Annotated in this window: 27 protein-coding genes; 3 read left to right on the plus strand and 24 right to left on the minus strand. The window is 46.0% G+C overall.

Annotated features, from left to right (window positions below; all coding sequences use genetic code 11):
- Positions 1-19: 19 nt before the first annotated feature.
- A complete protein-coding gene (locus L3V31_RS19970; RefSeq protein WP_237318690.1) occupies positions 20-796 on the minus strand; it encodes a transporter substrate-binding domain-containing protein in 777 nt (258 codons plus the stop codon).
- A 115-nt stretch (positions 797-911) separates the two neighbouring features.
- Between L3V31_RS19970 and L3V31_RS19975 the strand changes: the two genes are divergently transcribed.
- Positions 912-1,655, plus strand: a complete 744-nt coding sequence (locus tag L3V31_RS19975) for an amino acid ABC transporter permease (protein ID WP_237318692.1) — start codon at positions 912-914, stop codon at positions 1,653-1,655.
- 99 nt (positions 1,656-1,754) lie between these two features.
- On the opposite strand, the gene glmU is transcribed toward L3V31_RS19975, so the two are convergent.
- The 23 genes from glmU to L3V31_RS20090 all read right to left on the minus strand — a co-directional run bounded on the left by glmU (position 1,755) and on the right by L3V31_RS20090 (position 21,991).
- Positions 1,755-3,116 (minus strand): bifunctional UDP-N-acetylglucosamine diphosphorylase/glucosamine-1-phosphate N-acetyltransferase GlmU, encoded by a 1,362-nt coding sequence (glmU, locus tag L3V31_RS19980; RefSeq protein WP_237318694.1) that lies wholly within the window; start codon positions 3,114-3,116, stop codon positions 1,755-1,757.
- Positions 3,117-3,265: 149 nt separating this feature from the next.
- Positions 3,266-3,688 carry a F0F1 ATP synthase subunit epsilon gene (locus L3V31_RS19985; protein ID WP_014233411.1) on the minus strand — a complete coding sequence of 141 codons (423 nt, stop codon included), beginning with the start codon at positions 3,686-3,688 and terminating at the stop codon, positions 3,266-3,268.
- Between the two features lie 18 nt (positions 3,689-3,706).
- Positions 3,707-5,110: a F0F1 ATP synthase subunit beta gene (gene atpD / locus L3V31_RS19990; RefSeq protein ID WP_237318696.1), complete on the minus strand. Its 1,404-nt coding sequence runs from the start codon at positions 5,108-5,110 to the stop codon at positions 3,707-3,709.
- 35 nt (positions 5,111-5,145) lie between these two features.
- Entirely contained in the window at positions 5,146-6,012 is an 867-nt protein-coding gene (atpG, locus tag L3V31_RS19995) for a F0F1 ATP synthase subunit gamma (RefSeq protein WP_237318698.1), read from the minus strand.
- 44 nt (positions 6,013-6,056) lie between these two features.
- Positions 6,057-7,598 carry a F0F1 ATP synthase subunit alpha gene (gene atpA / locus L3V31_RS20000; protein WP_237318700.1) on the minus strand — a complete coding sequence of 514 codons (1,542 nt, stop codon included), beginning with the start codon at positions 7,596-7,598 and terminating at the stop codon, positions 6,057-6,059.
- Positions 7,599-7,611: 13 nt separating this feature from the next.
- Complete coding sequence (gene atpH / locus L3V31_RS20005) at positions 7,612-8,145, minus strand: F0F1 ATP synthase subunit delta (RefSeq protein ID WP_237318702.1); 534 nt, start codon at positions 8,143-8,145, stop codon at positions 7,612-7,614.
- A 14-nt stretch (positions 8,146-8,159) separates the two neighbouring features.
- Complete coding sequence (gene atpF / locus L3V31_RS20010; RefSeq protein WP_237318704.1) at positions 8,160-8,630, minus strand: F0F1 ATP synthase subunit B; 471 nt, start codon at positions 8,628-8,630, stop codon at positions 8,160-8,162.
- A gap of 71 nt (positions 8,631-8,701) precedes the next feature.
- On the minus strand, positions 8,702-8,956 hold the full coding sequence (gene atpE, locus L3V31_RS20015) for a F0F1 ATP synthase subunit C (RefSeq protein WP_002540812.1): 255 nt from the start codon (positions 8,954-8,956) through the stop codon (positions 8,702-8,704).
- Positions 8,957-9,011: 55 nt separating this feature from the next.
- Positions 9,012-9,821 carry a F0F1 ATP synthase subunit A gene (atpB, locus tag L3V31_RS20020; RefSeq protein ID WP_237318706.1) on the minus strand — a complete coding sequence of 270 codons (810 nt, stop codon included), beginning with the start codon at positions 9,819-9,821 and terminating at the stop codon, positions 9,012-9,014.
- A gap of 8 nt (positions 9,822-9,829) precedes the next feature.
- Positions 9,830-10,219: a F0F1 ATP synthase subunit I gene (locus tag L3V31_RS20025; protein ID WP_237318708.1), complete on the minus strand. Its 390-nt coding sequence runs from the start codon at positions 10,217-10,219 to the stop codon at positions 9,830-9,832.
- 189 nt (positions 10,220-10,408) lie between these two features.
- Positions 10,409-11,290 carry a ParB/RepB/Spo0J family partition protein gene (locus L3V31_RS20030; RefSeq protein WP_237318710.1) on the minus strand — a complete coding sequence of 294 codons (882 nt, stop codon included), beginning with the start codon at positions 11,288-11,290 and terminating at the stop codon, positions 10,409-10,411.
- 24 nt (positions 11,291-11,314) lie between these two features.
- Entirely contained in the window at positions 11,315-12,088 is a 774-nt protein-coding gene (locus tag L3V31_RS20035) for a ParA family protein (protein ID WP_237318712.1), read from the minus strand.
- Between the two features lie 12 nt (positions 12,089-12,100).
- Positions 12,101-12,736, minus strand: coding sequence for a 16S rRNA (guanine(527)-N(7))-methyltransferase RsmG (rsmG, locus tag L3V31_RS20040; RefSeq protein WP_237318714.1), 636 nt, complete (start codon positions 12,734-12,736; stop codon positions 12,101-12,103).
- Positions 12,736-14,631 carry a tRNA uridine-5-carboxymethylaminomethyl(34) synthesis enzyme MnmG gene (gene mnmG / locus L3V31_RS20045; RefSeq protein WP_237318715.1) on the minus strand — a complete coding sequence of 632 codons (1,896 nt, stop codon included), beginning with the start codon at positions 14,629-14,631 and terminating at the stop codon, positions 12,736-12,738. Before mnmG ends, rsmG begins: the two co-directional genes overlap by 1 nt.
- A gap of 477 nt (positions 14,632-15,108) precedes the next feature.
- A complete protein-coding gene (mioC, locus tag L3V31_RS20050; protein ID WP_237318717.1) occupies positions 15,109-15,543 on the minus strand; it encodes an FMN-binding protein MioC in 435 nt (144 codons plus the stop codon).
- Between the two features lie 96 nt (positions 15,544-15,639).
- The gene (gene mnmE / locus L3V31_RS20055) at positions 15,640-17,001 is read right to left on the minus strand and encodes a tRNA uridine-5-carboxymethylaminomethyl(34) synthesis GTPase MnmE (RefSeq protein WP_237318719.1); all 1,362 of its coding nucleotides are present in this window, start codon (positions 16,999-17,001) and stop codon (positions 15,640-15,642) included.
- Between the two features lie 130 nt (positions 17,002-17,131).
- Positions 17,132-18,754 carry a membrane protein insertase YidC gene (gene yidC, locus L3V31_RS20060; RefSeq protein ID WP_237318721.1) on the minus strand — a complete coding sequence of 541 codons (1,623 nt, stop codon included), beginning with the start codon at positions 18,752-18,754 and terminating at the stop codon, positions 17,132-17,134.
- Between the two features lie 2 nt (positions 18,755-18,756).
- Positions 18,757-19,014 (minus strand): membrane protein insertion efficiency factor YidD, encoded by a 258-nt coding sequence (gene yidD, locus L3V31_RS20065; RefSeq protein ID WP_005378822.1) that lies wholly within the window; start codon positions 19,012-19,014, stop codon positions 18,757-18,759.
- Positions 18,981-19,304: a ribonuclease P protein component gene (gene rnpA, locus L3V31_RS20070; RefSeq protein WP_020333575.1), complete on the minus strand. Its 324-nt coding sequence runs from the start codon at positions 19,302-19,304 to the stop codon at positions 18,981-18,983. Before rnpA ends, yidD begins: the two co-directional genes overlap by 34 nt.
- 46 nt (positions 19,305-19,350) lie before the next feature.
- Positions 19,351-19,485, minus strand: coding sequence for a 50S ribosomal protein L34 (rpmH, locus tag L3V31_RS20075; protein ID WP_005378825.1), 135 nt, complete (start codon positions 19,483-19,485; stop codon positions 19,351-19,353).
- A 241-nt stretch (positions 19,486-19,726) separates the two neighbouring features.
- Positions 19,727-20,464: an amino acid ABC transporter ATP-binding protein gene (locus L3V31_RS20080; protein ID WP_237318723.1), complete on the minus strand. Its 738-nt coding sequence runs from the start codon at positions 20,462-20,464 to the stop codon at positions 19,727-19,729.
- The gene (locus L3V31_RS20085; RefSeq protein WP_237318725.1) at positions 20,461-21,132 is read right to left on the minus strand and encodes an amino acid ABC transporter permease; all 672 of its coding nucleotides are present in this window, start codon (positions 21,130-21,132) and stop codon (positions 20,461-20,463) included. The genes L3V31_RS20080 and L3V31_RS20085 overlap by 4 nt, the downstream gene beginning before the upstream one ends.
- A 112-nt stretch (positions 21,133-21,244) precedes the next feature.
- Positions 21,245-21,991 carry an amino acid ABC transporter substrate-binding protein gene (locus L3V31_RS20090; RefSeq protein ID WP_237318727.1) on the minus strand — a complete coding sequence of 249 codons (747 nt, stop codon included), beginning with the start codon at positions 21,989-21,991 and terminating at the stop codon, positions 21,245-21,247.
- Positions 21,992-22,415: 424 nt separating this feature from the next.
- Here L3V31_RS20090 and dnaA point away from each other — a divergent pair, with 424 nt between their 5' ends.
- Positions 22,416-23,822: a chromosomal replication initiator protein DnaA gene (gene dnaA / locus L3V31_RS20095; protein WP_237318729.1), complete on the plus strand. Its 1,407-nt coding sequence runs from the start codon at positions 22,416-22,418 to the stop codon at positions 23,820-23,822.
- A gap of 63 nt (positions 23,823-23,885) precedes the next feature.
- Positions 23,886-24,986: a DNA polymerase III subunit beta gene (gene dnaN / locus L3V31_RS20100; RefSeq protein ID WP_237318731.1), complete on the plus strand. Its 1,101-nt coding sequence runs from the start codon at positions 23,886-23,888 to the stop codon at positions 24,984-24,986.
- The last annotated feature ends 5 nt before the right edge of the window (positions 24,987-24,991 follow it).

Raw genomic sequence — 24,991 nt, forward strand, 5'->3', positions numbered from 1 at the left:
CGACACGGCTCTTTGTATTTTATAGACTTTTTAATCCCCACTTTTCAGCAACTTGCTTAAAGAAACCTTGAGTTTCTTTAAGCTTCACCCAGTGATTGATATAGTTAATCCAGACTTGGTCATCTTGTGGCAGTAGCATGGCTATCGGTGTTGGCCGACGCGGTGTTTCAACTGGAACGATAGCCAGTTGATTAAATTTCTCCACCAGCGTGGCCGCTTCCACATTCGATGTCACTGACACATCGGCTCGGCGGGCAAGCAGCTCCTGAAAATCTCGTGCAGGCGCTTCTATCACAATATGCTGCGCAGAAGGAAAAAACTCTTTCACCATCTTTTCTTGTACCGTCCCTAATGTCGCCGCGACTTTCACCTCTGGGTTATCAAAATCGGCCCATTCGGTATATTTTCCGAGGTCGCTCTTCTGTACGACTGGCACAAACGCAAGATAAAAATAAGGCCGGCTATATCCCGCAACTTTGGCACGTGACATATTTAAAGATGCACTTCCGGTGATGTCATACTTATTGGCCGTAATTCCATTGACCAGCGTCTTCCAGTCTGTGGCAACGTATTCCACTTTCACCCCAAGATCTTTGGCCAGCTCTGTCATCACATCAATATCAAATCCTCGGTAGCTGTTCGTCGCTGGATCTTTCATTGTCATCGGATTCCAATCACCAGTAGTACCAACTCTCAATATCCCTTTGTCCAAAATATCTTGAAGACGACTCTGGGCGTACGCAACTTGAGTCATGGTGAGTAAACATATACCTAAAGCGAGCAAAATCTTTTTCATGTTTATTCCTTGAACATTAATGACCTTATACAGGTTACTGATTAACCTTTATTAAAACCCCATTGAAAAACATAGCAGTAACAATGGAAATATTTCGTTAATTTAGGAAATCAACGTGAACTATCGTTATCTATGGCTGACCACTTCAATACTGTTAATTACTGGCTGCTCTGATTATCAATGGGGTTGGTACGTGCTCGATCCTTCAACAGAACAAGGGCTTACGAATCTTCGATTCTTAGTGTCTGGATTTAATGACACGATTCAAGTATCACTTCTGAGCATGTTATTTGCCATGACTCTGGGCTTACTCATCGCCTTACCCGCCCTATCAACTTCTCCGGCTCTTAAATGGATAAACCGTATTTATGTAGAAGTGATTCGCGCGATCCCAGTCCTAGTCTTGCTGCTGTGGGTGTATTACGGCATGCCTACTTTGCTCTCGGTTTCACTCAATCATTATTGGGCTGGCGTGATCGCGTTGACCATTGCCGAGAGTGCATTTATGGCTGAGGTGTTTCGTGGTGGGATTCAGGCAATCAGTCGTGGTCAGCATGAAGCTGCGGAGTCGATAGGTTTGAATTACTGGCAAAAGATGCGCTTGGTTATTTTACCTCAGGCGTTCAGACAAATATTACCGCCGCTGGGTAATCAGTTTGTCTATATCCTCAAAATGAGTTCCCTGGTCAGTGTCATTGGATTGAGTGATCTCACACGTCGGGCTAACGAGTTGGTGGTCAATGAGTACTTACCATTAGAGATATACACCTTCTTAGTACTGGAGTACTTATTATTGATACTCTGTGTCTCTCAGGCAGTGCGCTGGCTGGAGAAACGCATCGCAATTCCAAGCTACTAGTCCAAACATCTGTACCCAGGAAATAAAAACAACAAAGCCGCTCAATTTGAGCGGCCTTGATTTAAATTTGTCTTAGCTAAATATTCACGCTGGAGTGCGTTACTTCTTCTTTACCGGACGCTGCCAGCCAGTGATTCTGCGCTCTTTAGCACGAGTAATCACTAACTCACCTTCAGCTACGTCTTTCGTCAAAGTCGTGCCAGCGCCAATAGTCGCACCATCAGCAATAGCAACTGGAGCCACTAACTGGCTATCCGAGCCAACGAAAACATCATCACCAATGATGGTTTTGAACTTGTTCGCACCATCGTAATTACACGTAATCGTACCTGCACCGATATTGGTACGCTGGCCGATTTCTGCATCGCCCAGGTAAGTCAGGTGGTTGGCTTTAGAGCCTTCACCAATGCGCGCATTCTTCACTTCGACAAAGTTACCTACGTGAGAGTCGTTACGCATATCCGCACCAGGACGCAAGCGAGTAAACGGACCAACAGTACAGTCCTCTCCAACAGTCGCACCTTCAATCACGCTATATGGACGGACGATCGTATTGTCATCAATCTCACAATCTTTCAACACACAGCCAGCACCGATAACGACGTTATCACCAAGCGATACACTGCCTTCGATGATCACGTTGACATCAATTTCGCAGTCCATGCCACATTGAAGCTCACCACGTAAGTCAAAGCGAGCCGGATCACGCAACATGACGCCCTGCTCCAGAAGCTTTTGCGCTTGCATCGATTGGAACGCACGCTCTAAACGAGCAAGTTGAGCACGGTCATTAACCCCTTCAACTTCAATCGCGTTAACAGGATGTACCGCCTCTACAGCACGACCTTCATCGTGAGCAGCAGCTATCACATCAGTAAGGTAGTACTCACCTTGCGCATTATTGTTGTTTAAGCCTGACAACCAGCGCTTCAGATCACCACCCGTCGCCACCATCACACCGGTGTTGATTTCTTTAATCTGTTTTTGTTCTTCGGTGGCATCTTTCTGCTCGACGATAGCGACCACAGGACCGTTCTTACGCACAATGCGTCCGTAGCCTGTTGGGTTATCCAGAACAACGGTCAGTAACGCGATACCCCCCGTTGGTTGAGCGTCAAGCAGGCTCTCAATAGTTTCCGCCGAAATCAGTGGAACATCCCCATACGAGACAAGGATTTTTTCATCATCTTCGAATTGCGCTGAGGCCTGATCCACCGCATGACCAGTACCTAACTGCTCCGCCTGAAGTACCCAGTTTACTGGTTCTTCCGCTAGCACCTGTTTCATTTGATCACCGCCATGACCATAAACCAGATGAATATTTTGAGCACCAAGACCTGTACATGTATCAATTACATGTTTTGCCATTGGCTTCCCTGCCAAAGTGTGAAGCACTTTAGGCATGTTTGAATACATACGGGTACCTTTACCCGCAGCAAGAATTACAGCACTGAATTTCATTGACAACCTATTGACGTTCTTTATTTAATTGGCGGATATTTTAGACAGCTTGAAGGAATAAGTTAATGGTGAAAGGTCAATTTCTAATGAAAATTAATCAAAAAGGCGACCATTTGGCCGCCTTTTTCATGCAACGTTGCTAATTGAGCTTAGCGACGCTTTTTGGTCAGCTCGATAACTCGTAGCTGAGCAATGGCTTTAGCCAGTTCACTGGCCGCTTGTGCGAAGTCCATATCGCCATGCTGGTTCTGGATATTCTCCTCAGCACGACGCTTAGCTTCTTCTGCCTTCGCTGCGTCTAGATCTTCACCACGAATCGCTGTATCAGCCAGTACTGTAGCAGTACCCGGCTGAACTTCGACCATACCACCAGAGACATAAATGAACTCTTCGTGGCCGTGCTGTTTCACAATACGCACCATACCAGGCTGAATAGCGGTCAGAAGCGGAGTATGGCCATGGAAAATACCAAGCTCACCTTCGCTACCGGTCACCTGAAACGTCTCTACACGACCAGAGAAAATGCGTTTCTCAGCGCTTACTACGTCTAGGTGAAAGGTTATTGGTGCCATATCGCCTCCTAGTTAGCCTTATAGCTTCTTAGCATTCTCAATAGCATCATCGATGCTACCGCAGTACATAAATGCCTGCTCAGGAATGTCATCGTATTCACCAGCTAGTAGACCTTTAAAGCCACGTAGAGTCTCTTTAAGAGATACGTAAACGCCAGGGTCACCTGTAAATACTTCCGCTACGTGGTAAGGCTGAGTAAGGAAACGCTCAATCTTACGTGCACGAGATACAACTTGCTTATCGTCTTCAGAAAGCTCGTCCATACCAAGAATCGCAATGATATCTTTCAGCTCTTTATAGCGCTGAAGCGTTTGCTGAACACCACGCGCAACATCGTAATGCTCTTGACCAACAACCAACGGATCAAGCATACGAGATGTTGAATCTAGTGGGTCAATCGCTGGGTATAGACCCATAGCTGCGATGTTACGGTTAAGTACAACGGTTGCATCCAAGTGCGCGAACGTTGTTGCCGGAGATGGGTCAGTCAAGTCATCCGCAGGTACGTATACCGCCTGTACAGACGTGATAGAACCCGTTTTAGTTGACGTGATACGTTCCTGAAGAACACCCATTTCTTCAGCAAGTGTAGGCTGGTAACCTACCGCTGATGGCATACGACCTAGAAGTGCTGATACCTCTGTACCCGCAAGCGTGTAACGATAGATGTTATCGATAAACAGCAGTACATCACGGCCTTCATCACGGAAGCGCTCTGCCATTGTTAGACCAGTCAGTGCAACACGTAGACGGTTACCTGGTGGCTCGTTCATCTGACCGTAAACCATTGCTACTTTAGATTCTTCAGGCTTCTCAACGTTTACAACGCCCGCTTCCTGCATCTCGTAGTAGAAATCGTTACCTTCACGAGTACGTTCACCAACACCAGCAAATACTGATAGACCAGAGTGCTGAAGTGCGATGTTGTTGATAAGTTCCATCATGTTAACGGTCTTACCTACACCTGCACCACCGAATAGACCGATTTTACCACCCTTAGCGAATGGACAAATTAGGTCGATTACTTTAACACCCGTTTCTAGAAGTGCTGTTTCGTTTGATTGCTCTTCGTAGCTTGGTGCTGCACGGTGGATAGAGTAAACCTCTTCCGCACCGACTTCACCGCGCTCATCAATCGGGTCACCTAGGACGTTCATGATACGACCTAGAGTTTTAGTACCTACTGGTACTGAAATTGGAGAGCCAGTGTTAACCACTTCTACTCCACGACGTAAACCATCAGAGCTACCCATTACGATACAACGAACTACGCCACCGCCTAGCTGTTGTTGAACTTCAAGAACTAGACGCTCTTTTGAGTCCGTTACGTTTAGAGCGTCATATACACTAGGTACATCGCTCTGTGGGAACTCTACGTCGACTACCGCACCGATGATCTGTACGATCTTACCTGTAGCCATCGTTAATCCTCTAAACTATTTCGTTTAACCTAAGCTTAAACCGCAGATGCACCACCAACGATTTCCGACAGTTCTTGTGTGATCGCAGCCTGACGGGCTTTGTTGTACACAAGTTCCAAATCATCAATCAAGTTGGTTGCGTTATCCGTTGCAGCCTTCATCGCAATCATTCGAGCCGCTTGCTCACAAGCAAGGTTCTCTACCACACCTTGGTATACCTGAGACTCTACATAACGCACTAGTAGCGTATCCAGTAGAGGTTTTGGCTCAGGCTCATAGATGTAGTCCCATGAGTGCTCACGCTGCATCTCTTTGCTGTCCGATTTAGGCAAAGGTAGCAATTGATCGATCGTTGGTTGCTGAACCATAGTGTTTACAAACTTGTTGAACACTACGTATAGACGGTCCAGTTCACCTTCATCGTATTTCTTAAGCATTACGCCAACAGAACCGATTAGGTCTTCCAGGCTTGGGTTATCGCCAAGGCCAGAAACCTGTGCCGCAACTTTTGCGCCACCATGTTTAAAGAAACCGGTCGCTTTTGAGCCAATAACAGCTAGCTCAACTTCAGCACCTTTTTCTTTCCATGCTTGCATGTCTGTAACGGCTTTCTTGAACACGTTAATGTTCAAACCACCACACAGACCACGGTCTGTCGAAACGATGATGTAACCAACACGTTTAGCTTCACGCTCTTCTAGGTACGGATGACGGTACTCTAGATTTGCGTTTGCCACATGACCGATCACTTTACGCATTGTTTCAGCGTATGGACGAGAAGCTTCCATTGCATCTTGAGAGCGACGCATTTTTGAAGCTGCTACCATTTCCATCGCTTTCGTAATTTTCTGCGTGCTTTTAACACTACCGATTTTATTACGTATCTCTTTTGCGCCGGCCATCGTTACTCTCCGTTAGTTGGTGGCAGAAACTGCCACCGACCTAATTACCAAGTTTGGGTTGCTTTGAAGTCGTCAGTCAGTTTCTTCAACTGAGCTTCGATTTCATCGTTGTAAGCACCAGACTTGTCGATCTCAGCTGCTAGTTCAGCGTATTGACCGCGAGCGTACGATAGTAGAGCCGCCTCAAAATCTAGAACTTTACTTAGTTCTATATCATCAAGGTAACCGCGCTCTGCCGCGAAGATAGTTAGCGCTTGGTCAAATACAGACATTGGAGCGTACTGCTTCTGCTTCATTAGTTCTGTAACTTTTTGACCATGGTCTAGCTGTTTCTTCGTTGCTTCATCAAGGTCAGAAGAGAACTGAGCAAATGCGGCTAGTTCGCGGTATGCAGCTAGTGCTGTACGGATACCACCTGATAGTTTCTTGATGATTTTCGTCTGAGCTGAACCACCTACACGAGATACTGAGATACCTGGGTCAACAGCCGGGCGTACACCTGCGTTGAATAGCTCAGTTTGTAGGAAGATCTGACCATCGGTAATCGAGATTACGTTAGTCGGTACGAATGCTGAAACGTCACCTGCTTGAGTTTCGATGATAGGAAGAGCAGTCAAAGAACCAGTCTTACCTTTCACTTCACCGTTAGTGAAACGCTCTACGTACTCTTCGCTTACACGAGCTGCACGCTCTAGTAGACGAGAGTGTAAGTAGAATACGTCACCTGGGAATGCCTCACGGCCTGGTGGACGTTTAAGTAGTAGAGAGATCTGACGGTAAGCTACTGCTTGCTTAGATAGATCATCGTAAACAATCAGTGCATCTTCGCCGCGATCGCGGAAGTATTCACCCATCGCACAACCTGCGTAAGGCGCTAGGTATTGTAGCGCTGCAGATTCAGAAGCTGATGCAACTACAACGATAGTGTTTTGTAGTGCGCCGTGCTCTTCTAGTTTGCGAACCACGTTAGCAATAGTCGATGCTTTCTGACCAATTGCTACGTAGATTGAGAAAATACCAGAGTCTTTCTGGTTGATGATCGCATCGATCGCCAGTGCTGTTTTACCAATCTGACGGTCACCGATGATAAGCTCACGCTGACCACGACCGATTGGGATCATTGAGTCAACTGACTTATAACCAGTTTGCACAGGTTGGTCTACCGATTTACGGTCGATTACACCTGGTGCGATCACTTCTACAGGTGAAGTCATTTTCGCTTCGATTGGACCTTTACCATCGATAGGCTCACCCAGCGTGTTTACTACGCGGCCTAGTAGTTCTGGACCAACTGGCACTTCAAGAATGCGGCCAGTACCTGTAACTTTCATGCCTTCCCTAAGGTCAGCATATGGGCCCATTACAACCGCACCAACCGAGTCACGCTCTAGGTTAAGTGCCAGTGCAAAACGGCCACCCGGTAATTCAATCATTTCACCTTGCATCACGTCCGCTAGGCCGTGGATGCGGATGATACCATCGCTTACCGATACGATAGTACCCTCGTTACGAGCTTCACTAACAACTTCGAAAGATTCGATACGTTGTTTGATCAGATCGCTAATTTCCGTGGAATTAAGTTGCATGCTCCAATCCCCATTAAGACTGCAATGCATCGCTCAGGCGGTTCAAACGACCACGCGCTGAGTCATCGATGACTAGGTCTCCGGCTCGAATAATAACCCCACCAAGTAGGGTCTCATCTACACTGCAATTCAGCTTCACTTTGCGTTCAAGACGCGCTTCAAGTTTGCTGCCGATATTTGCAAGCTGTTCATCAGAAAGTTCTGATGCTGAAATAACTTCAACATCGATTTCTTTCTCATGCTCTTTCTTCAAAATGAAGAATTGCTCACAAACATCGGGAAGGGTCGTCAAACGACCATTCTCAGCCATTACCTTTAAAAGGTTTTGACCGTGTGCATCAACTTGGTCACCACAAACAGCAACAAATATTTCTGCCATTTTTTCGGCAGAGAATGAACTGGTTAGTAGTTCACTTATTTGTTCGTTTTTGGCAACTTCAGCAGCAAAAGACAACATTTGACCCCATTGGTCTAGTTGGCCTTTTTCTACCGAAAAGTCGAAGGCTGCTTTAGCATAGGGGCGTGCGATTGTAGTCAAATCAGACATATGCGCCCCCAGACTTAAAGTTTTGCAGTAATGTTGTCGAGAATATCTTTTTGCGCATCTTTATCGATAGTACGCTCAAGGATTTTCTCAGCACCAGCTACAGCCAGAGTAGCAACTTGTTTGCGCAGCTCATCGCGTGCACGATTGCGCTCGGCTTCAAGTTCAGCTTCCGCTTGCACTAGGATTTTCTGGCGTTCTGCCTGAGCTTCCTCGCGAGCTTCTTCTAAAATTTGAGACTTACGCTTATTCGCTTGCTCGATGATCTCAGTTGCTGTGCGCTTCGCTTCTTTCAATTGATCAGAAGCGTTGGCTTGTGCTAGATCCAAGTCTTTTGCAGCACGTTCTGCTGCTTGAAGGCCGTCAGCGATTTTCTTCTGACGTTCTTCAATCGCTTGCATCAATGGTGGCCATACATACTTCATGCAGAACCACACAAATAGTGCGAACGAGATTGCTTGACCTAGCAGAGTTGCGTTTATGTTCACAACAGCTACCCCTCTATTTGGACTTAGTGTTAATCAGTGACAAGCCAAGGCTCGTCCCGAGTTAAAGGTGATTAACCTAGTTGACCAACGAATGGGTTTGCGAAAGTGAATAGTAGCGCGATTACGATACCGATCATTGGAACCGCATCAAGTAGACCTGCGATGATGAACATCTTAACTTGTAGCATAGGAGCCATTTCTGGTTGACGTGCTGCACCTTCTAGGAATTTACCACCTAGTAGTGCGAAACCAATCGCTGTACCAAGAGAAGCAAGACCGACGATAATACCTACGGCGATTGCAGAAAAGCTCAGTAAAGTTTCCATTACTATCTCCAATTTATAGTTGTTGGCTTAGTGCCCAAATAAAAAGCTAAAAAAATTAATGATCAGGATCTTCGTGTGCCATTGACAGGTAAACAATTGTCAACATCATAAACACGAAGGCTTGAATCGTAATAACCAAGATATGGAAGATTGCCCACGGTAGTGAACCCATCCATTGTAAGTACCATGGTAGCATTGCCGCACAAAGAATGAATACAACCTCACCCGCGAACATGTTACCGAATAGACGCATACCAAGTGATAGAGGTTTCGCAAGTAGCGATACCACTTCAATCAGTAGGTTAAACGGAATCATCAGTGGGTGATTGAATGGATGTAGTGCAAGTTCTTTTGCGAATCCACCTAGACCTTTTACTTTGATGCTGTAGAAAATCATCAATGCAAAAACGCCTAGAGCCATAGCCATGGTGATATTCACATCAGCAGACGGTACGACCTTAAGGTAAGGAATACCAAGCCAATGCTCTGCTGGGTATGGTAAGAAGTCGATCGGGACTAAGTCCATCACGTTCATCAAAAATACCCAACAAAAGATAGTCAGTGCTAAAGGCGCGATCAGTGGGTTGCGTCCATGGAACGTATCTTTGACGTTATCAGCGACAAATTCTACGATCATTTCTACAGCACACTGAAGCTTACCCGGTACACCCGCTGTTGTTCTCTTCGCTACTTTGTAAAAGATTCCGAGGAAAATTAAACCAGTAAACCAAGAAAAAAACAGGCTATCGATATGTACGTTCCAGAAACTTGCTTCTTCCACTAGACCTAACTTAGCTAATGATAAGTTGGTAAGGTGGTGGGCAATGTATCCGGACGATGTTAGCGCTTCACCTGGCGCAGCCATAACTCATCCTATTTTTTGTTGTTAATGAATAGCACTGGTGCAAAGATATTAATACCTAGTACCAGCAAATAGGTTAGTTTGAGGGGAACAAGTTCCACCTGCATATACATGTAGGCAACATAGAACAGTGCAACCGTGATGAGAATTTTCAGTACTTCGCCCGTATAGAAAGAAGCCGCGATGCGCTTGGCAGCGCGAGCCCCACTAAACATAAAAGCACATAGCGCGAACACTGCATTGGCAATGACAAAAATGCCCCCACCAATCAACGCGGAAAGTCCCCAATCAGGATTTACGGCTACCGCCATTCCTGCTGCCACAAAAATAACCGCGCCAGACTGGATCATTAACAATTGCCTTGCAAGCTCTCGTCCTGGTCTAGCTAACGCAGCTACCATGTATTCGTACCTCTAGTAATATCCACTTCGCACTAAACTCACTGTGCAGTGAAATTGGCGAAAATTATACGTTCAGTCCAACCGAATGCAATTAAATTGCATCAAAAACTTACAGTTTTGTTTACAAAACGACAACTTTCGCACAAAATTCGAATTATTCATTTAATTGACCTAAATCAATTATCTCACTTAGGCCTCAAGCTTGGCAATAACTTGCTCTAATTTGTGAGGTTCATCAAGACTTATCGTCAGTTTCGCTTTTCCACTTGCAGAACGAACCAAAGAAACTTTTGCGTCAAGCTTCTGGCTTAATTTATGCGACATTTGCATAGCTTCGGTATCTTCTTGTTGCGCTTTTTGCTCATTTTGTGGTGCTAAACACTTTTTTACTAACTGTTCGGTTTGACGAACGTTCATTTGTTTATTTGCAACCTGCAGAGCAACTTCAATCTGCTGCTCACCTTCAAGAGCCAACAGCGCACGGGCATGGCCCATCTCAAGTTTTTTATCTGCAACTAGGCGCTTTACTTCAAGCTCAAGTTGATTCAAACGCAGTAAGTTACTGACCGTCGTTCTTGATTTACCAATCACGTCAGCAACCTGCTGGTGAGTCAAGGTAAACTCGTCCTGCAAACGCTCTAGAGCTTGTGACTCTTCGATGACATTGAGGTCTTCACGTTGAATGTTCTCAATCAACGCCATCGCAATCGCAGCACGGTCTTCTACCTTTTTCACCAAGCACGGAACACGCTTCAATCCCGCTTGCTTAGCGGCACGCCAACGTCGCTCACCTGCAATGATCTCGTATTGGCCACTATCTACCTGACGGACCACAATCGGCTGAATGATGCCTTGTGATTGAATTGAAGCGGCCAATTCTTCCAGCGCTTCTGGTGCCATATCTTTACGCGGTTGGTAGACACCCGGCTGCAATTGACTAATCGCGAGTTCAATTAACTCACCGTCTGCTGATAAGGCTTGGCTTTGCGATGCAATATGCTGTTTCTCACGAGCAAATGAACTGGTCGACAACAACGCGTCCAGTCCTTTTCCTAAACCACGCTTAGACATGGGTTTGAATTCCTTAGGTTAGAGTTAAACTGGGATTTCTTCGCGGCGAAGCATCTCACCCGCTAAGGCAAGATACGCTTTGGCACCAGCAGAGTACTTATCGTAATACATGGCAGGTTTACCATGGCTAGGCGCTTCGGCCAGACGAACATTACGTGGAATCACTGTGCGATAAACTTTCGTACCAAAGTGCTTTTTAAGTTGATCGGATACTTCATTCGATAAGCGGTTACGCGGATCGTACATCGTGCGTAACAAACCTTCAATTTTCAGATTTTCATTCACTACCGCTGCTAGTTTGCTAATCGTATCCATAAGAGCAGTTAAACCTTCTAACGCAAAGTATTCACATTGCATTGGCACCAACACTGAATCAGCTGCAGCCATAGCGTTGATTGTAAGAAGGTTTAGAGAAGGGGGACAATCGATAAAGATGAAATCATAGTTATCGCGAACTGACGCTAACGCATTTTTAAGGCGAACTTCGCGCGCGAATACTTCCATCAGTTTGATTTCTGCTGCGGTAACATCACCGTTTGCAGCGATGAGATCATACTTTCCGGTTGTTTCAGAACACACCACTTGCTCAAATGGCGTGTCTTCCACCAAAAGATCGTATGCAGTGGCATCCACCATGTACTTATCAACACCACTAGCCATCGTAGCATTACCTTGAGGATCAAGATCGATAACCAAAACTTTGCGCTTTGTTGCCGCCATCGAAGCCGCTAAGTTAATGCACGTTGTTGTTTTGCCGACCCCACCTTTCTGGTTGGCGATTGCTACAATTTTACCCACACGACTACCTCGCTAATTTTCCTTGCGCGATAAGATTACTAGATGACGATCCCCTTCCAACTCAGGAACAGTCAAAGATACGACATCGGTCACATAACACCACTCAGGAAGCAGATCTATTTCATCTTTAGGGTGCTGTCCTTTCAATGCAAAAAACAATCCATTTTCCTGTTTCGGTAGATGGTGACACCATTCCACCATATCGGTCATTGAAGCAAAAGCACGGCTTAAAACACCATCGAATTTTTCTTCAGGTTGGAACTCTTCTACACGGCTTTGGACCGGAGTTACATTCTTAAGACCTAATGCATGTACAACCTGTTTTAGAAAACGAATGCGTTTACCCAAACTATCGAGCAGGTAGAATTCTTTTTCCGGATTCATGATCGCCAATGGAATACCCGGTAATCCTGGGCCAGTACCAACGTCGATAAAGCGCTTACCTGGTAAGTGAGCGCTAACCACTATACTATCAAGAATATGTTTCACTAACATCTCAAGTGGATCACGTACTGAAGTTAAATTGTACGCTTTGTTCCATTTATCGAGCAGTTCAACATAACCGACAAGCTGTTCACGTTGCTTCTCTGATACTTCTAGGTCGGTTTGAGCAATCAATGCATCCAGTTTGGTTCGAAGTACACTCATTACTCATCCTCACCTTTTTTCAGTAAGCCATGCTTCTTCAGGTGAACCAGTAGAATCGAAATCGCCGCCGGTGTAATCCCTGAAATACGAGAAGCGATACCAATACTTTCAGGTTTCGCTTCGCTTAATTTTGCTACCACCTCGTTCGATAGACCTTTCACTTGTTTGTAATCCAGATCAACCGGTAACTTAGTGTGTTCGTGGCGGAGCGACTTCTCGATCTCGTCTTGCTGACGCTTGATGTAGCCATCGTATTTCACCTGGATTTCAACCTGCTCAGCAGCCTGTTGATCGTCCAAAGCTGGTGCAAATGCGTCTAATTGAGTCAACTGAGAATATGAGATCTCTGGACGACGTAACAGATCCTCACCACTGGCTTCACGCGCCATTGGCGTTTTCAACAGTTTGTTCAGCTCATCGATACCCGCCGATTTTGGATTCATCCAAGTTGACTTCAGGCGTTGACGCTCCGTTTCCATGTTGTCGATTTTTTCATTGAATCGTGCCCAACGCACATCATCAACCAGCCCAAGTTCACGCGCTTTTTCGGTTAAGCGCAAATCAGCATTGTCTTCACGAAGCAAAAGGCGGTATTCCGCGCGAGACGTGAACATGCGGTACGGTTCTTTGGTGCCCATGGTGGATAAGTCATCAATCAATACGCCCATGTAAGCCTGATCGCGACGTGGGTTCCAGCCCTCTTTGTCCTGGCTGTACAAACTGGCGTTCAAACCTGCCATCAAACCCTGAGCTGCCGCTTCTTCGTACCCGGTTGTACCGTTAATTTGGCCAGCAAAAAACAAACCATGGATAAATTTCGTTTCGTACGTCTGCTTCAAGTCTCGTGGATCAAAGAAATCGTACTCAATCGCGTAACCCGGACGAACAATGTGTGCATTCTCAAAACCTTTCATTGAACGAACAATTTGCACCTGCACATCAAACGGTAAGCTGGTCGAAATACCATTCGGGTACAGCTCGTTGGTTGTCAGGCCTTCTGGCTCAATAAAAATCTGGTGACTGTTTTTGTCAGCGAAACGCATCACTTTGTCTTCGATAGACGGACAGTAACGAGGACCAATGCCTTCAATAACGCCAGCATACATTGGACTGCGATCAAGGTTAGCACGGATCACATCGTGTGTGCTTTCGTTGGTGTGCGTAATGAAACACGGTATTTGACGCGGATGTTGCTCACGCTTGCCGAGGAATGAAAATACCGGGGTCGGATTATCACCGTGTTGCTCTTCCAGTACGGAGAAATCAACAGTACGTGCATCAATACGTGGTGGTGTCCCTGTTTTGAGACGATCCACGCGGAATGGCAGCTCACGCAGACGATCAGCAAGTGCGATCGATGGTGGATCACCTGCACGGCCACCTGAAGAACTTTCCATACCGATATGGATCTTACCGCCTAGGAACGTACCAACCGTCAACACAACCGATTTGGCGTGGAATTTAAGACCCATTTGAGTCACAACGCCAATCACATGATCCTGTTCAACAATCAGATCATCAACCGATTGTTGGAAAAGAGTTAGGTTGGGTGCATTTTCTAATGCACTGCGAACGTAGGCTTTGTAAAGGGCACGATCGGCTTGAGCACGAGTTGCTCGTACCGCTGGACCTTTAGAGGCATTGAGCGTTCGAAATTGAATACCTGCATGATCAATAGCTTGCGCCATCAAACCGCCCATTGCATCCACTTCTTTGACTAAATGACCTTTGCCAATACCACCAATCGCCGGATTACAAGACATCTGGCCTAATGTATCGATGTTATGGGTAAGGAGAAGCGTTTTTTGTCCTGTACGTGCAGATGCGAGTGCGGCTTCCGTTCCAGCATGTCCGCCACCAACAACAATGACGTCAAAATTTTCGTGATAAAGCATGAACCGACCTCAGGTATTCAAAGGATTTATTGGACAGATAAAGGAGCAGCATTTTACCTGCTTTATGCCACAGAGAAAATCGTTTTCTCGCTTTATCCATTTTAAGCTCCAAGAGTTATATATATAAGATCTATATATATGATCTTTTATTAGATCTATTATTAGGATCGACCGTTTCTGTGGATAACCGAGAAATGATCAACAAGATCATGGATCTTGTTTGGATCATATCTTGTGATCTTGCTTGGATCAGATCGAGTATTACCTGGGATCAAAATGGGTAGTTATACACAGGGGGGTAAAATGATCAAAGTTGTTCTTTGGATAACTAAAGGAAAATAACTGGATATTAGCATGCTTATCCACAGCTCAAGTGCTCGTTTTTTAATCAACTGATTGGCTGTTTAGAGAGAAAGTTATTCACATTGAGGGTGACAGAGCCGCAATGCGACTCTGTTAAGTAGGAGAAAGTGGCAGTTAAAATTGTTCGATGTGCTCTTTTAGCCATTCTTCTGCGGCGTCTTCTGGCACTTCGTGGCTAAGGACATCAATCTTGAAGCAGTCTGTAATTGGTGTGGCACCAATGTCTTCCAGTAAATCATACGCATGCTGGCCAGCGGCACAGAACGTATCATAGCTAGAGTCACCAATTGCAATCACGGCAAACTTCACATTCGCCATTTTCGGTGGGGTATTTTGCAACGCAGCAATGAACGGCTGAATATTGTCTGGATACTCACCGGCACCATGGGTAGAGGTGATCACCAGCCAGGTACCTTGATTGTCAATAGAGGCCAATTCTGGCTGGTTGTGGATCGTGGTTTCAAATCCGTTCTCGATGAGTAGATCACTCAGGTGATCCCCCACGTATTCAGTGCCACCCAGGGTACTGCCTGTAATAATATGGATCATTTATCTTCCTTATAAGCCATACCTGCGCTCGTACAGATGAGCGAGTGTACAAAAAGAAACGCGGTGGTAAACCTAAGCTTAACACCGCGCGTTATATTATTTGCCGATACAGAATGAAGAGAAAATACGACCGAGCAGATCGTCTGAACTGAACTCCCCGGTAATCTCATTCAGATGTTGCTGAGTGATGCGCAGCTCTTCTGCGAGTATCTCACCAGCCATATAACCTTCAAGCTGCTCCTGACCAATTTGTAGGTGCTGTGCAGCGCGTTCTAATGCATCCAGATGACGGCGACGAGCCATAAAGCCACCCTCGGTGTTGCCTGAGAAGCCCATGCACTCTTTTAAATGTGCACGCAAGGCGTCAACACCGGTCCCTGTTTTTGCCGACAGGCGGATCAGAGTAGGGTTGTTGACATGACAGATACCCATTTCTTCACCGGTTTGATCCGCTTTGTTGCGGATCACTGTCATACCAATGCTGTCAGGTAGGCGATCAACAAAGTCAGGCCAGATGTCTTTAGGATCGGTCGCATCGGTTGTGGTGCCATCGACCATAAACAGCACTCGGTCTGCTTGTGCTATTTCATCCCAAGCGCGTTCGATACCAATTTTTTCTACTTCATCGGAGGCGTCACGTAAGCCTGCGGTATCGATGATGTGTAACGGCATTCCATCAATATGGATGTGTTCACGCAGAACGTCACGAGTGGTACCCGCGATATCAGTCACGATGGCGGACTCTTTACCCGAGAGTGCATTCAACAGACTGGATTTACCCGCGTTAGGGCGACCCGCGATAACAACCTTCATACCCTCACGCATAATTGCGCCCTGATTGGCTTCACGACGCACGGCATCAAGGTTATCGATAATTGCTTGCAGATCCCCAGCCACTTTACCGTCGGCAAGAAAATCAATTTCTTCTTCTGGGAAATCAATTGCGGCTTCGACATAGATGCGTAGGTGAATCAGTGATTCCACCAGCGTTTGAATGCGTTGAGAGAACTGACCTTGCAGTGACTGTAGGGCAGATTTCGCCGCTTCTTCAGAACTGGCGTCAATTAGGTCGGCAATCGCCTCTGCTTGAGTCAGGTCCATTTTATCGTTGAGGAATGCACGTTCAGAGAATTCCCCCGGACGCGCAGCACGCACGCCTTCAATGCCCAGGATACGTTTAATCAGCATGTCCATGACGACAGGGCCGCCGTGGCCTTGCAGTTCAAGTACATCTTCGCCTGTAAACGAATGTGGGTTAGGGAAGTACAGAGCGATGCCCTGGTCAAGCACTGTCCCATTCTCTGCCTGAAATGGCAGATATTCTGCGTAGCGAGGCTTGAGTGTTTTACCTGTCACTTCCTCTGCCACCAAATTGGCCTTCGGGCCGGAAACACGAATAATGCCGACACCGCCACGACCAGGTGCGGTCGCTTGAGCGACAATCGTATCTGTAGTCATAATCTTGCCTTTTGAGCTGGGCTATAAGGTATGTTGACCCTAGGGAGCCATCATTTGTTAGCTGAATTGTAATCAGCCAAAAACAAAAAGGCGACCTTTTGGCCGCCTTTCTCAATCATTTCCTAAAGGATTACTTAGTGTGTAAGCCTTTTTTCTCTAATCCTTTATAGATCAGAGTTTGCTGGATAAGCGTAACGATGTTCGAAACCAACCAGTAAAGAACGAGACCTGATGGGAAGAACAGGAAGAAGAAAGTAAACATAACCGGCATAAAGGTCATGATCTTCTGTTGCATCGGATCCGTTACTGTTGTCGGGCTCATCTTCTGGATCATGAACATTGAAGCACCCATCAGTAGTGGCAGGATGTAGTATGGGTCCTGCGCTGAAAGGTCATGAATCCAACCGAAGAATGGAGAGTGACGTAGCTCAACCGATTCCATCAGTGCCCAGTATAGTGAGATGAAGATTGGCATCTGTAGGATAAGAGGTAGACAGCCACCAAGTGGGTTTACTTTCTCTTTCTTGTACAGTTCCATCATCTCTTGGCTCATACGCTGACGATCATCGCCGATGCGTTCACGCATTGCTTGCAGCTTAGGCTGTAGCATACGCATTTTCGCCATAGACGTGTACTGAGCTTTTGTTAGTGGGTACATTGCACCACGAACCACGAAGGTCAACAGGATGATTGCCACACCCCAGTTAGACACTAAGCCGTGAATCATAGATAGTAGCCAGTGTAGTGGCTTCGCGATGAACCATAGCCAGCCGTAATCCACAACAAGGTCTAGGTTAGGCGCAACCGCTTCCATTTGGTCCTGAAGTTTAGGGCCTACCCATAGCGTTGCTTCAAACTTCGCTTGATCGCCATTTGCAATTGTCTTGTTCGGCATACGAACACCGATATCGCCTAGGTTACCGATCACACGAGTGTAAAGATTTGTTCCTGGTTCGTTACGTGGAATCCAAGCAGCGGCGAAGTAGTGTTGGATCATTGCTGCCCAACCTTGGCCGTCTACTAGATTGATAGACAGGTTACGATCCTGCATATCATCAAAGCTGTATTTTTTGTAACGAGTATCTTCTGTTGAGAAAGCACCGCCGCGGTATGTCGGCATAGTGATGCTGCCGCCATCGTCCATTAGGTTTTGACGCAAATGAGCGTACATACCAAATGTTGCGTTGTTACCTGAGTTGTTGACGACATCGTACTCAACATTAAGTGCGTAGCTGCCGCGCTTAAAGATGTAAGTCTTAGTGTACTCAATACCATTTGCTGTGAAAGTCATTGGAACGCGTAGTTCGTCTTGACCATCTGTAAGCGTAAAGCTGTCTGCACTTACATTGTAGTGAGGGCGGTTAGTGCTGCTAAGGTCGATACCCTGTGGACCCACAAGGCCGCTTTGCGCGATGAACTGGTGACCTTGAGTGTCTTTTAGCAGAACAAACGGGTCAGCAGAATCAAGTTCAGCAGAATATTCATTTAGGTCGGCATGTACCACATCGCCACCAACGGTGTCGATCGACAGAGTTAAAACATCAGTCGTTACTGTGATAGTTTTTGCAGAAGCTTGCTGGTGTCCCGGAGCTGGGTCTAGATCATCAGCAAAAGATGGTGCAGGTAGACTGCTGTTTGATTGAGCCTGTTCAACTGCTTGAGGTTCTGGATTCTTCGCTACTTGCCATTGTTGAAACAGCAAGAAAGAAACCAGAGCCAAACCGATGAGCAGGATATTACGTTGAGAATCCATCGTTAGTTATCTCTGTCTTGTTTTTGGACTGGTGGAACGGGGTCATACCCCCCTTCATTCAAAGGGTGGCATTTTAATAGACGTTTGCCTGATAACCAACATCCTTTTACAAAACCGTGAGCTCTCAAAGCTTCTAGCGCGTAAGTGGAACAAGTTGGTGTGAACCGGCAACGAGGACCAATCAAAGGGCTGATAAACCAGCGATACAGATAAACGAGCCCAATGGCTATCCACGTGAAGGGCGAGACAGGCGTTGCCATAGCTTATCAAACAATTTAAATAATTCCTCATTGCTTAAATCTTGCGCGCTTTTCTTCGCGATCACAACAAAATCTTTGTTTGGAAGTTGATGTTGTTTATTACGAAAGCTTTCACGAGCCAGGCGCTTAAATCGGTTACGACCGACGGCAGTTTTTATCTGCTTTTTCGGAACGGCTAGACCTAATCGTGGATGAGAAAGAGTGTTATTGCGAGCAATGATGGTGAAATGAGGCGAGCCAGCACGATGAGCTTGCTGGAAGACGTTTTGATAATGCTCGGGAGTTAACAAACGTAACTCCCGATTAAACGCGTACGTGTTCAAAATAAACTAGCGATTATTTTGATAGGCGCGCACGGCCTTTTGCACGACGTGCGTTGATAACTTTACGACCGTTCTTAGTTGCCATGCGAGCACGGAAGCCGTGAGTACGCTTGCGCTTTAGAACTGTAGGTTGAAAAGTGCGTTTCATGATAATTACCTTTACTGATCAGTAGTTTTAGGTTCTTGTTAAACCCGGCGTGGGTACATGCTTTCTTATATAAAGAAGCTCTTTACATAGAGAAGGCAACCGACGCCTCTCAACAAAGAGGCGGAATTGTAATCACACTCACATTATGTGTCAATGACTCAATGCGTATGAAATTCCGGCCGGGCGATTATACGTAGTGTGAGTAAAATCTCAAGGATCAATCGATCCTATACCTTGATCGTTACTCTATTCCTACTTGGTTAAGGAATTTTTTCAAACGAGGATCTTGTGGATTATCGAATATATCCTGTGGAGAACCTTGTTCAACAATATTGCCTTCCGCCATGAAGATCACCCGGTCGGCGACTTCTTTGGCAAATTGCATTTCGTGTGTCACCACCAGCATGGTTTGGTGCTGATTGGCTAACTTCTTCATTAATGACAACACTTCGCCAACCCACTCCGGATCCAGAGCGGAAGTTGGTTCATCGAAGAGCAAAAGCTCAGGTTGTAGTGCCATGGCTCGGCCAATACCCACACGCTGCTGTTGGCCACCAGATAGAGCTGCAGGGTAGCTGTCGCCTTTCTCACCAAGGCCAATATCATCCAGAATCTGCTGAGCACGAGTCAGTGCTTCCTGTTTCTTCCAGCCACGCACGGTAATCAAACCTTCGGCAATATTCTGGCGAGCGGTCATATGAGCAAATAGCGCGTAGTTCTGGAACACAAACCCTGTGCGGCGGCGTAAAGCCAGCACTTCCGCTTTGGTGTGTTTATTGACATCTACCGACACATCATCAATCGTGATGCGCCCTTCGTCAGCTAGTTCTAAAAAGTTAACTGTGCGTAATAAGGTGGATTTACCGGTACCACTGGAGCCAATGATAACGATGATTTCACCTTGTTTGATGTCGATATCGATGCCTTTGAGTACCTCGGTATCACCAAAGCGCTTATGAATATTCTCTAATTTAATCATCGAACGTACGCCTTATTCAGTTTCGCTTCAGCCCAAGTTTGAACGCGGGTCAGAATCACTACCACGCCCCAATAAATTAGTGCGACGGCTAGGAAGGCTTCAAAGAATCGGAAGCTAGAGGATGCTTCCATCTGCGCTTTAGCCATGATTTCTGCCACGCCGAGCGTAAAGGCGAGGGAGGTAGACTTAATCATATCGATGAAGTAGTTCATCAGGGATGGCAACGCGACACGAGTTGCTTGTGGCAAGATCACACGACGCATTGCTTGCGTAGTCGTCATGCCTACGGATAAGCTCGCTTCCATCTGACTGCGATCAATACCGATGATTGCCGCTCGAATACTCTCCGCCATGTATGCGGCAAAATGGAGCGTTAAACCGATCACGGCCGCTGAGAAAGCGTCGAGACCAACCATAAATGGGAAGATTTGCGGTAAGCCGTAATAAAGCAGGAACAGCTGCACTAAAAGTGGGGTTCCTCGGAAAAAGCTGATGTACAGTTGGCTCAACTGATCGAGTACTGGAACCTTAAAAACGCGGATATTGGCTAAAATGATGGAAAGAATCAGTGAGAACACCAATCCCCATGTTGCCATTTCCATGGTTGTGCCAAGATATTTGAGCAATATCGGCAACAATTCCAACATGTAATTAAAATCAAATCCCATTCGGCTTACCTGAACGCTAGAGAAAAGAAAAGGTGGAAAACAATGTTCCACCTTCACATAAATTTATAGAGGTGAGGAGGGTATATCTCCGCACCTTATATTTCAAAGTGTTTTATTTACTAATGTCAGCACCAAACCACTTCACGGAAATTTTCTCAACGGTACCGTCTGCACGCATTTCTGCAAGTGCTTTATTTACTTCTGCTTGTAGCTTCTGACCTTTTTCATTGTTTACGAAAGGCCAAGCGTTTTGAATGGTTTCAAACGGTTCGCCAGCTAGTTCCAGTGGAAGGCCTGTTTTCTTGATCAGTTCCAACGCTGATAGACGGTCCATTACGAAAGCGTCCGAGCGACCCAATGCAACATCGTGCTCGATACCAGTGTCGTATGTCTTGATGTTGATTTTGCCGTCTTTATCGTATTGACGAAGAAGCTGCTCAAAGTTAGAACCTAGGTTAACTGCAACCGTTTTGCCAGCAAGATCATCGATGCCTTTGATGCTGTCATTGCCTTTACGTACCGTGATTTGTGCACCGTCAATCACGTATGGGTCTGCAAACAGGTATTTTGCTTTACGTTCTTCTGTCATGGTGATCTGGTTTGAGATCGTATCAATACGCCCCGTTTCTAACAGACCAAACAAACCAGAAAAGTTTGCAGTGACGTATTCGATCTTGTAATCGTTACGCTTACCAATTTCGTCCCACATATCCACTTCAAAGCCTTGAAGCTTATCTTGCTTAACAAAAGTGAATGGGAAGTAGCGGCCTGACATGCCGACTTTTACTTCAGTTGCTGCTTGAACCGTCGCTGCTGATAGTGCAATAGCTGCCACGGCAACCTTAATCCAGTTTTTCATCATAAATCTCCACAATTTTATGGTTAGTTATACTACTGTTAATTAACATAATTAAATATAACCAAGTGCGATAATCTAGATCTTAGTGTAATAAGCTCTCTATCTACTCAATCATAAATGTAATTTTACAAAGTATTAATAAAAACGATCTCACCAATGAATGGGGATCGAAAAATCACGGGTGGAAATAAAATAATACACAGAGTTATCACCAATCATATGATCAGGAAGTTTTTGCCCAATTGTGGATCGTTATGTGGGCAACGTTGGGGCAAGGTGTGTTGATCTCACTATGTTTGACGAAATAATTGTGAATAACTTCGATCTTATTCACTGGATCGTCGATCAATTGCTGGCGATCTTGGTTATCAACAGGTAAAATTGCCAGTCTTTTCCGATAATTCAATTACTCCGTGGGGGCGCCGTGTCATCTTCGCTTTGGCTGCAATGTTTGCAGCAGCTTCAAGAAGAGCTACCAGCAACAGAATTCAGTATGTGGGTTCGTCCGCTACAAGCGGAGCTCAATGACAATACGCTCACTCTATTCGCACCAAACCGTTTTGTGTTGGATTGGGTACGTGATAAGTATCTGAACAGTATTACCCGTTTACTGCAGCAATATTGCGGTAACGATATCCCGAACTTACGTTTTGAAGTGGGTAGTCGTCCTGTTTCAGCACCTAAGCCTGTACCAAAACGTACGCCCGCTGATGTTGCTGCTGAATCTTCAGCGCCAGCACAGTTACAGGCTCGTAAACCGGTTCATAAAACCTGGGATGATGACGCACAAGCGATCGCAGACATCAATCACCGTTCTAATGTGAACCCAAAGCATAAGTTCAATAACTTCGTAGAAGGTAAATCGAACCAGCTGGGTTTGGCGGCGGCACGTCAGGTATCGGATAACCCGGGCGCAGCGTACAACCCATTATTTCTTTATGGTGGTACAGGCCTAGGTAAAACTCACTTGCTTCACGCGGTGGGCAATGCGATTGTGGATAACAATCCGAACGCGAAAGTGGTGTACATGCACTCTGAGCGTTTCGTACAAGACATGGTAAAAGCGCTGCAAAATAACGCGATTGAAGAGTTCAAACGCTACTACCGCAGCGTTGATGCGCTTCTTATCGATGATATCCAGTTCTTTGCCAATAAAGAGCGCTCACAGGAAGAGTTCTTCCATACCTTCAATGCGTTATTGGAAGGCAATCAACAGATCATCTTGACTTCTGATCGTTATCCGAAAGAGATCAGTGGGGTAGAAGATCGCTTGAAATCTCGCTTCGGTTGGGGTCTGACGGTCGCGATCGAGCCGCCTGAACTGGAAACGCGCGTGGCGATTTTGATGAAGAAGGCCGAAGATCACCAAATTCATCTGGCGGATGAAGTGGCGTTCTTTATTGCTAAGCGTCTGCGTTCCAACGTTCGTGAGCTGGAAGGCGCACTGAACCGCGTAATCGCTAATGCTAACTTCACCGGGCGTCCAATCACAATTGATTTCGTACGTGAAGCGCTGCGCGACTTGCTGGCGCTGCAAGAAAAGCTGGTTACGATCGACAACATTCAAAAGACAGTTGCGGAATACTACAAAATTAAAGTCGCGGATCTGCTGTCTAAGCGTCGTTCTCGTTCGGTCGCGCGTCCTCGTCAGCTGGCGATGGCATTAGCGAAAGAACTGACTAACCACAGCTTGCCAGAAATTGGCGATGCGTTTGGTGGTCGTGACCACACCACGGTACTGCACGCATGTCGCAAGATTGAGCAGCTGCGTGAAGAGAGCCACGATATTAAGGAAGATTACTCTAACTTGATTCGCACCCTGTCCTCTTAATCGGTTAGAATAACAGTATTCTAAGCAAATCATTTATTGAGCTGACAGCGTAAAGAGCCAAGCATGAAATTTACTATTGAACGTAGTCATTTAATCAAACCGCTACAACAGGTTTCGGGTGCGTTAGGTGGCCGACCAACCCTACCTATTCTGGGTAACTTACTACTTAAAGTAGAAGAGAACGTGCTATCGATGACTGCGACCGATTTGGAAGTGGAATTGGTAAGCAAAGTGACTCTGGAAGGGGATTTTGAAGCGGGCAGTATTACCGTTCCTTCGCGTAAGTTTCTCGACATCTGCCGCGGTTTACCTGACGATGCGATCATCACCTTTGTATTAGAAGGCGATCGCGTACAAGTTCGCTCTGGCCGCAGTCGTTTCTCATTGGCGACGCTACCAGCGAACGATTTTCCAAACATTGAAGACTGGCAAAGTGAAGTAGAAGTCTCACTGAACCAGGCTGAGCTGCGCACGCTGGTCGAAAAAACCCAGTTCTCAATGGCCAATCAGGACGTTCGTTACTACCTCAACGGTATGTTGTTTGAAATTGATGGTACGACACTGCGTAGCGTAGCAACTGATGGCCACCGTATGGCGGTATCACAAACAGAATTGGGCGCGGACTTTGCACAAAAGCAAATCATTGTGCCACGTAAAGGTGTTCAGGAATTAGTTAAGTTAATGGATGCACCGGAGCAACCAGTTGTATTGCAAATTGGTAACTCTAATGTTCGTGCTGAAGTGAACAACTTTATCTTCACTTCTAAGCTTGTGGACGGCCGTTTCCCAGATTATCGCCGTGTATTGCCGCAGAATACCAACAAAACTTTAATCGCGAGCTGTGACGAGTTGCGCCAGGCATTTTCACGTGCTGCGATTTTATCCAATGAAAAGTTCCGTGGCGTACGAGTTAATCTCGCGGATACGGAAATGCGCATTACTGCCAACAACCCAGAGCAAGAAGAAGCTGAAGAGATGCTGGACGTTAGCTTTGATGGTGAACCAATCGAAATCGGCTTCAACGTCAGCTACGTATTGGATGTGCTGAATACGCTACGTTGTGAAAATGTGCGTGTGTCGATGTCGGACGCGAATGCGAGTGCACTGATTGAAAATGCCGACGATGACAGTGCCATGTATGTGGTGATGCCAATCCGTCTATAAGCGAA

Source organism: Vibrio sp. J1-1, assembly GCF_021728395.1.
GTDB lineage: Bacteria > Pseudomonadota > Gammaproteobacteria > Enterobacterales > Vibrionaceae > Vibrio.

Coding starts and splice junctions, on each gene's coding strand:
- yidD (WP_005378822.1), bottom strand. CDS start 19,014: ATGGCAACGCCTGTCTCGCCCTTCACGTGGATAGCCATTGGGCTCGTT.
- atpB (WP_237318706.1), bottom strand. CDS start 9,821: ATGGCTGCGCCAGGTGAAGCGCTAACATCGTCCGGATACATTGCCCAC.
- L3V31_RS20090 (WP_237318727.1), bottom strand. CDS start 21,991: ATGAAAAACTGGATTAAGGTTGCCGTGGCAGCTATTGCACTATCAGCA.
- L3V31_RS20030 (WP_237318710.1), bottom strand. CDS start 11,290: ATGTCTAAGCGTGGTTTAGGAAAAGGACTGGACGCGTTGTTGTCGACC.
- atpD (WP_237318696.1), bottom strand. CDS start 5,110: ATGGCTACAGGTAAGATCGTACAGATCATCGGTGCGGTAGTCGACGTA.
- L3V31_RS19970 (WP_237318690.1), bottom strand. CDS start 796: ATGAAAAAGATTTTGCTCGCTTTAGGTATATGTTTACTCACCATGACT.
- L3V31_RS20085 (WP_237318725.1), bottom strand. CDS start 21,132: ATGGGATTTGATTTTAATTACATGTTGGAATTGTTGCCGATATTGCTC.
- rsmG (WP_237318714.1), bottom strand. CDS start 12,736: ATGAGTGTACTTCGAACCAAACTGGATGCATTGATTGCTCAAACCGAC.
- rpmH (WP_005378825.1), bottom strand. CDS start 19,485: ATGAAACGCACTTTTCAACCTACAGTTCTAAAGCGCAAGCGTACTCAC.
- atpG (WP_237318698.1), bottom strand. CDS start 6,012: ATGGCCGGCGCAAAAGAGATACGTAATAAAATCGGTAGTGTTAAAAGC.
- L3V31_RS19985 (WP_014233411.1), bottom strand. CDS start 3,688: ATGGCACCAATAACCTTTCACCTAGACGTAGTAAGCGCTGAGAAACGC.
- mnmE (WP_237318719.1), bottom strand. CDS start 17,001: ATGACTACAGATACGATTGTCGCTCAAGCGACCGCACCTGGTCGTGGC.
- L3V31_RS20080 (WP_237318723.1), bottom strand. CDS start 20,464: ATGATTAAATTAGAGAATATTCATAAGCGCTTTGGTGATACCGAGGTA.
- glmU (WP_237318694.1), bottom strand. CDS start 3,116: ATGAAATTCAGTGCTGTAATTCTTGCTGCGGGTAAAGGTACCCGTATG.
- atpE (WP_002540812.1), bottom strand. CDS start 8,956: ATGGAAACTTTACTGAGCTTTTCTGCAATCGCCGTAGGTATTATCGTC.
- mnmG (WP_237318715.1), bottom strand. CDS start 14,631: ATGCTTTATCACGAAAATTTTGACGTCATTGTTGTTGGTGGCGGACAT.
- atpH (WP_237318702.1), bottom strand. CDS start 8,145: ATGTCTGATTTGACTACAATCGCACGCCCCTATGCTAAAGCAGCCTTC.
- dnaN (WP_237318731.1), top strand. CDS start 23,886: ATGAAATTTACTATTGAACGTAGTCATTTAATCAAACCGCTACAACAG.
- L3V31_RS20025 (WP_237318708.1), bottom strand. CDS start 10,219: ATGGTAGCTGCGTTAGCTAGACCAGGACGAGAGCTTGCAAGGCAATTG.
- yidC (WP_237318721.1), bottom strand. CDS start 18,754: ATGGATTCTCAACGTAATATCCTGCTCATCGGTTTGGCTCTGGTTTCT.
- mioC (WP_237318717.1), bottom strand. CDS start 15,543: ATGATCCATATTATTACAGGCAGTACCCTGGGTGGCACTGAATACGTG.
- atpA (WP_237318700.1), bottom strand. CDS start 7,598: ATGCAACTTAATTCCACGGAAATTAGCGATCTGATCAAACAACGTATC.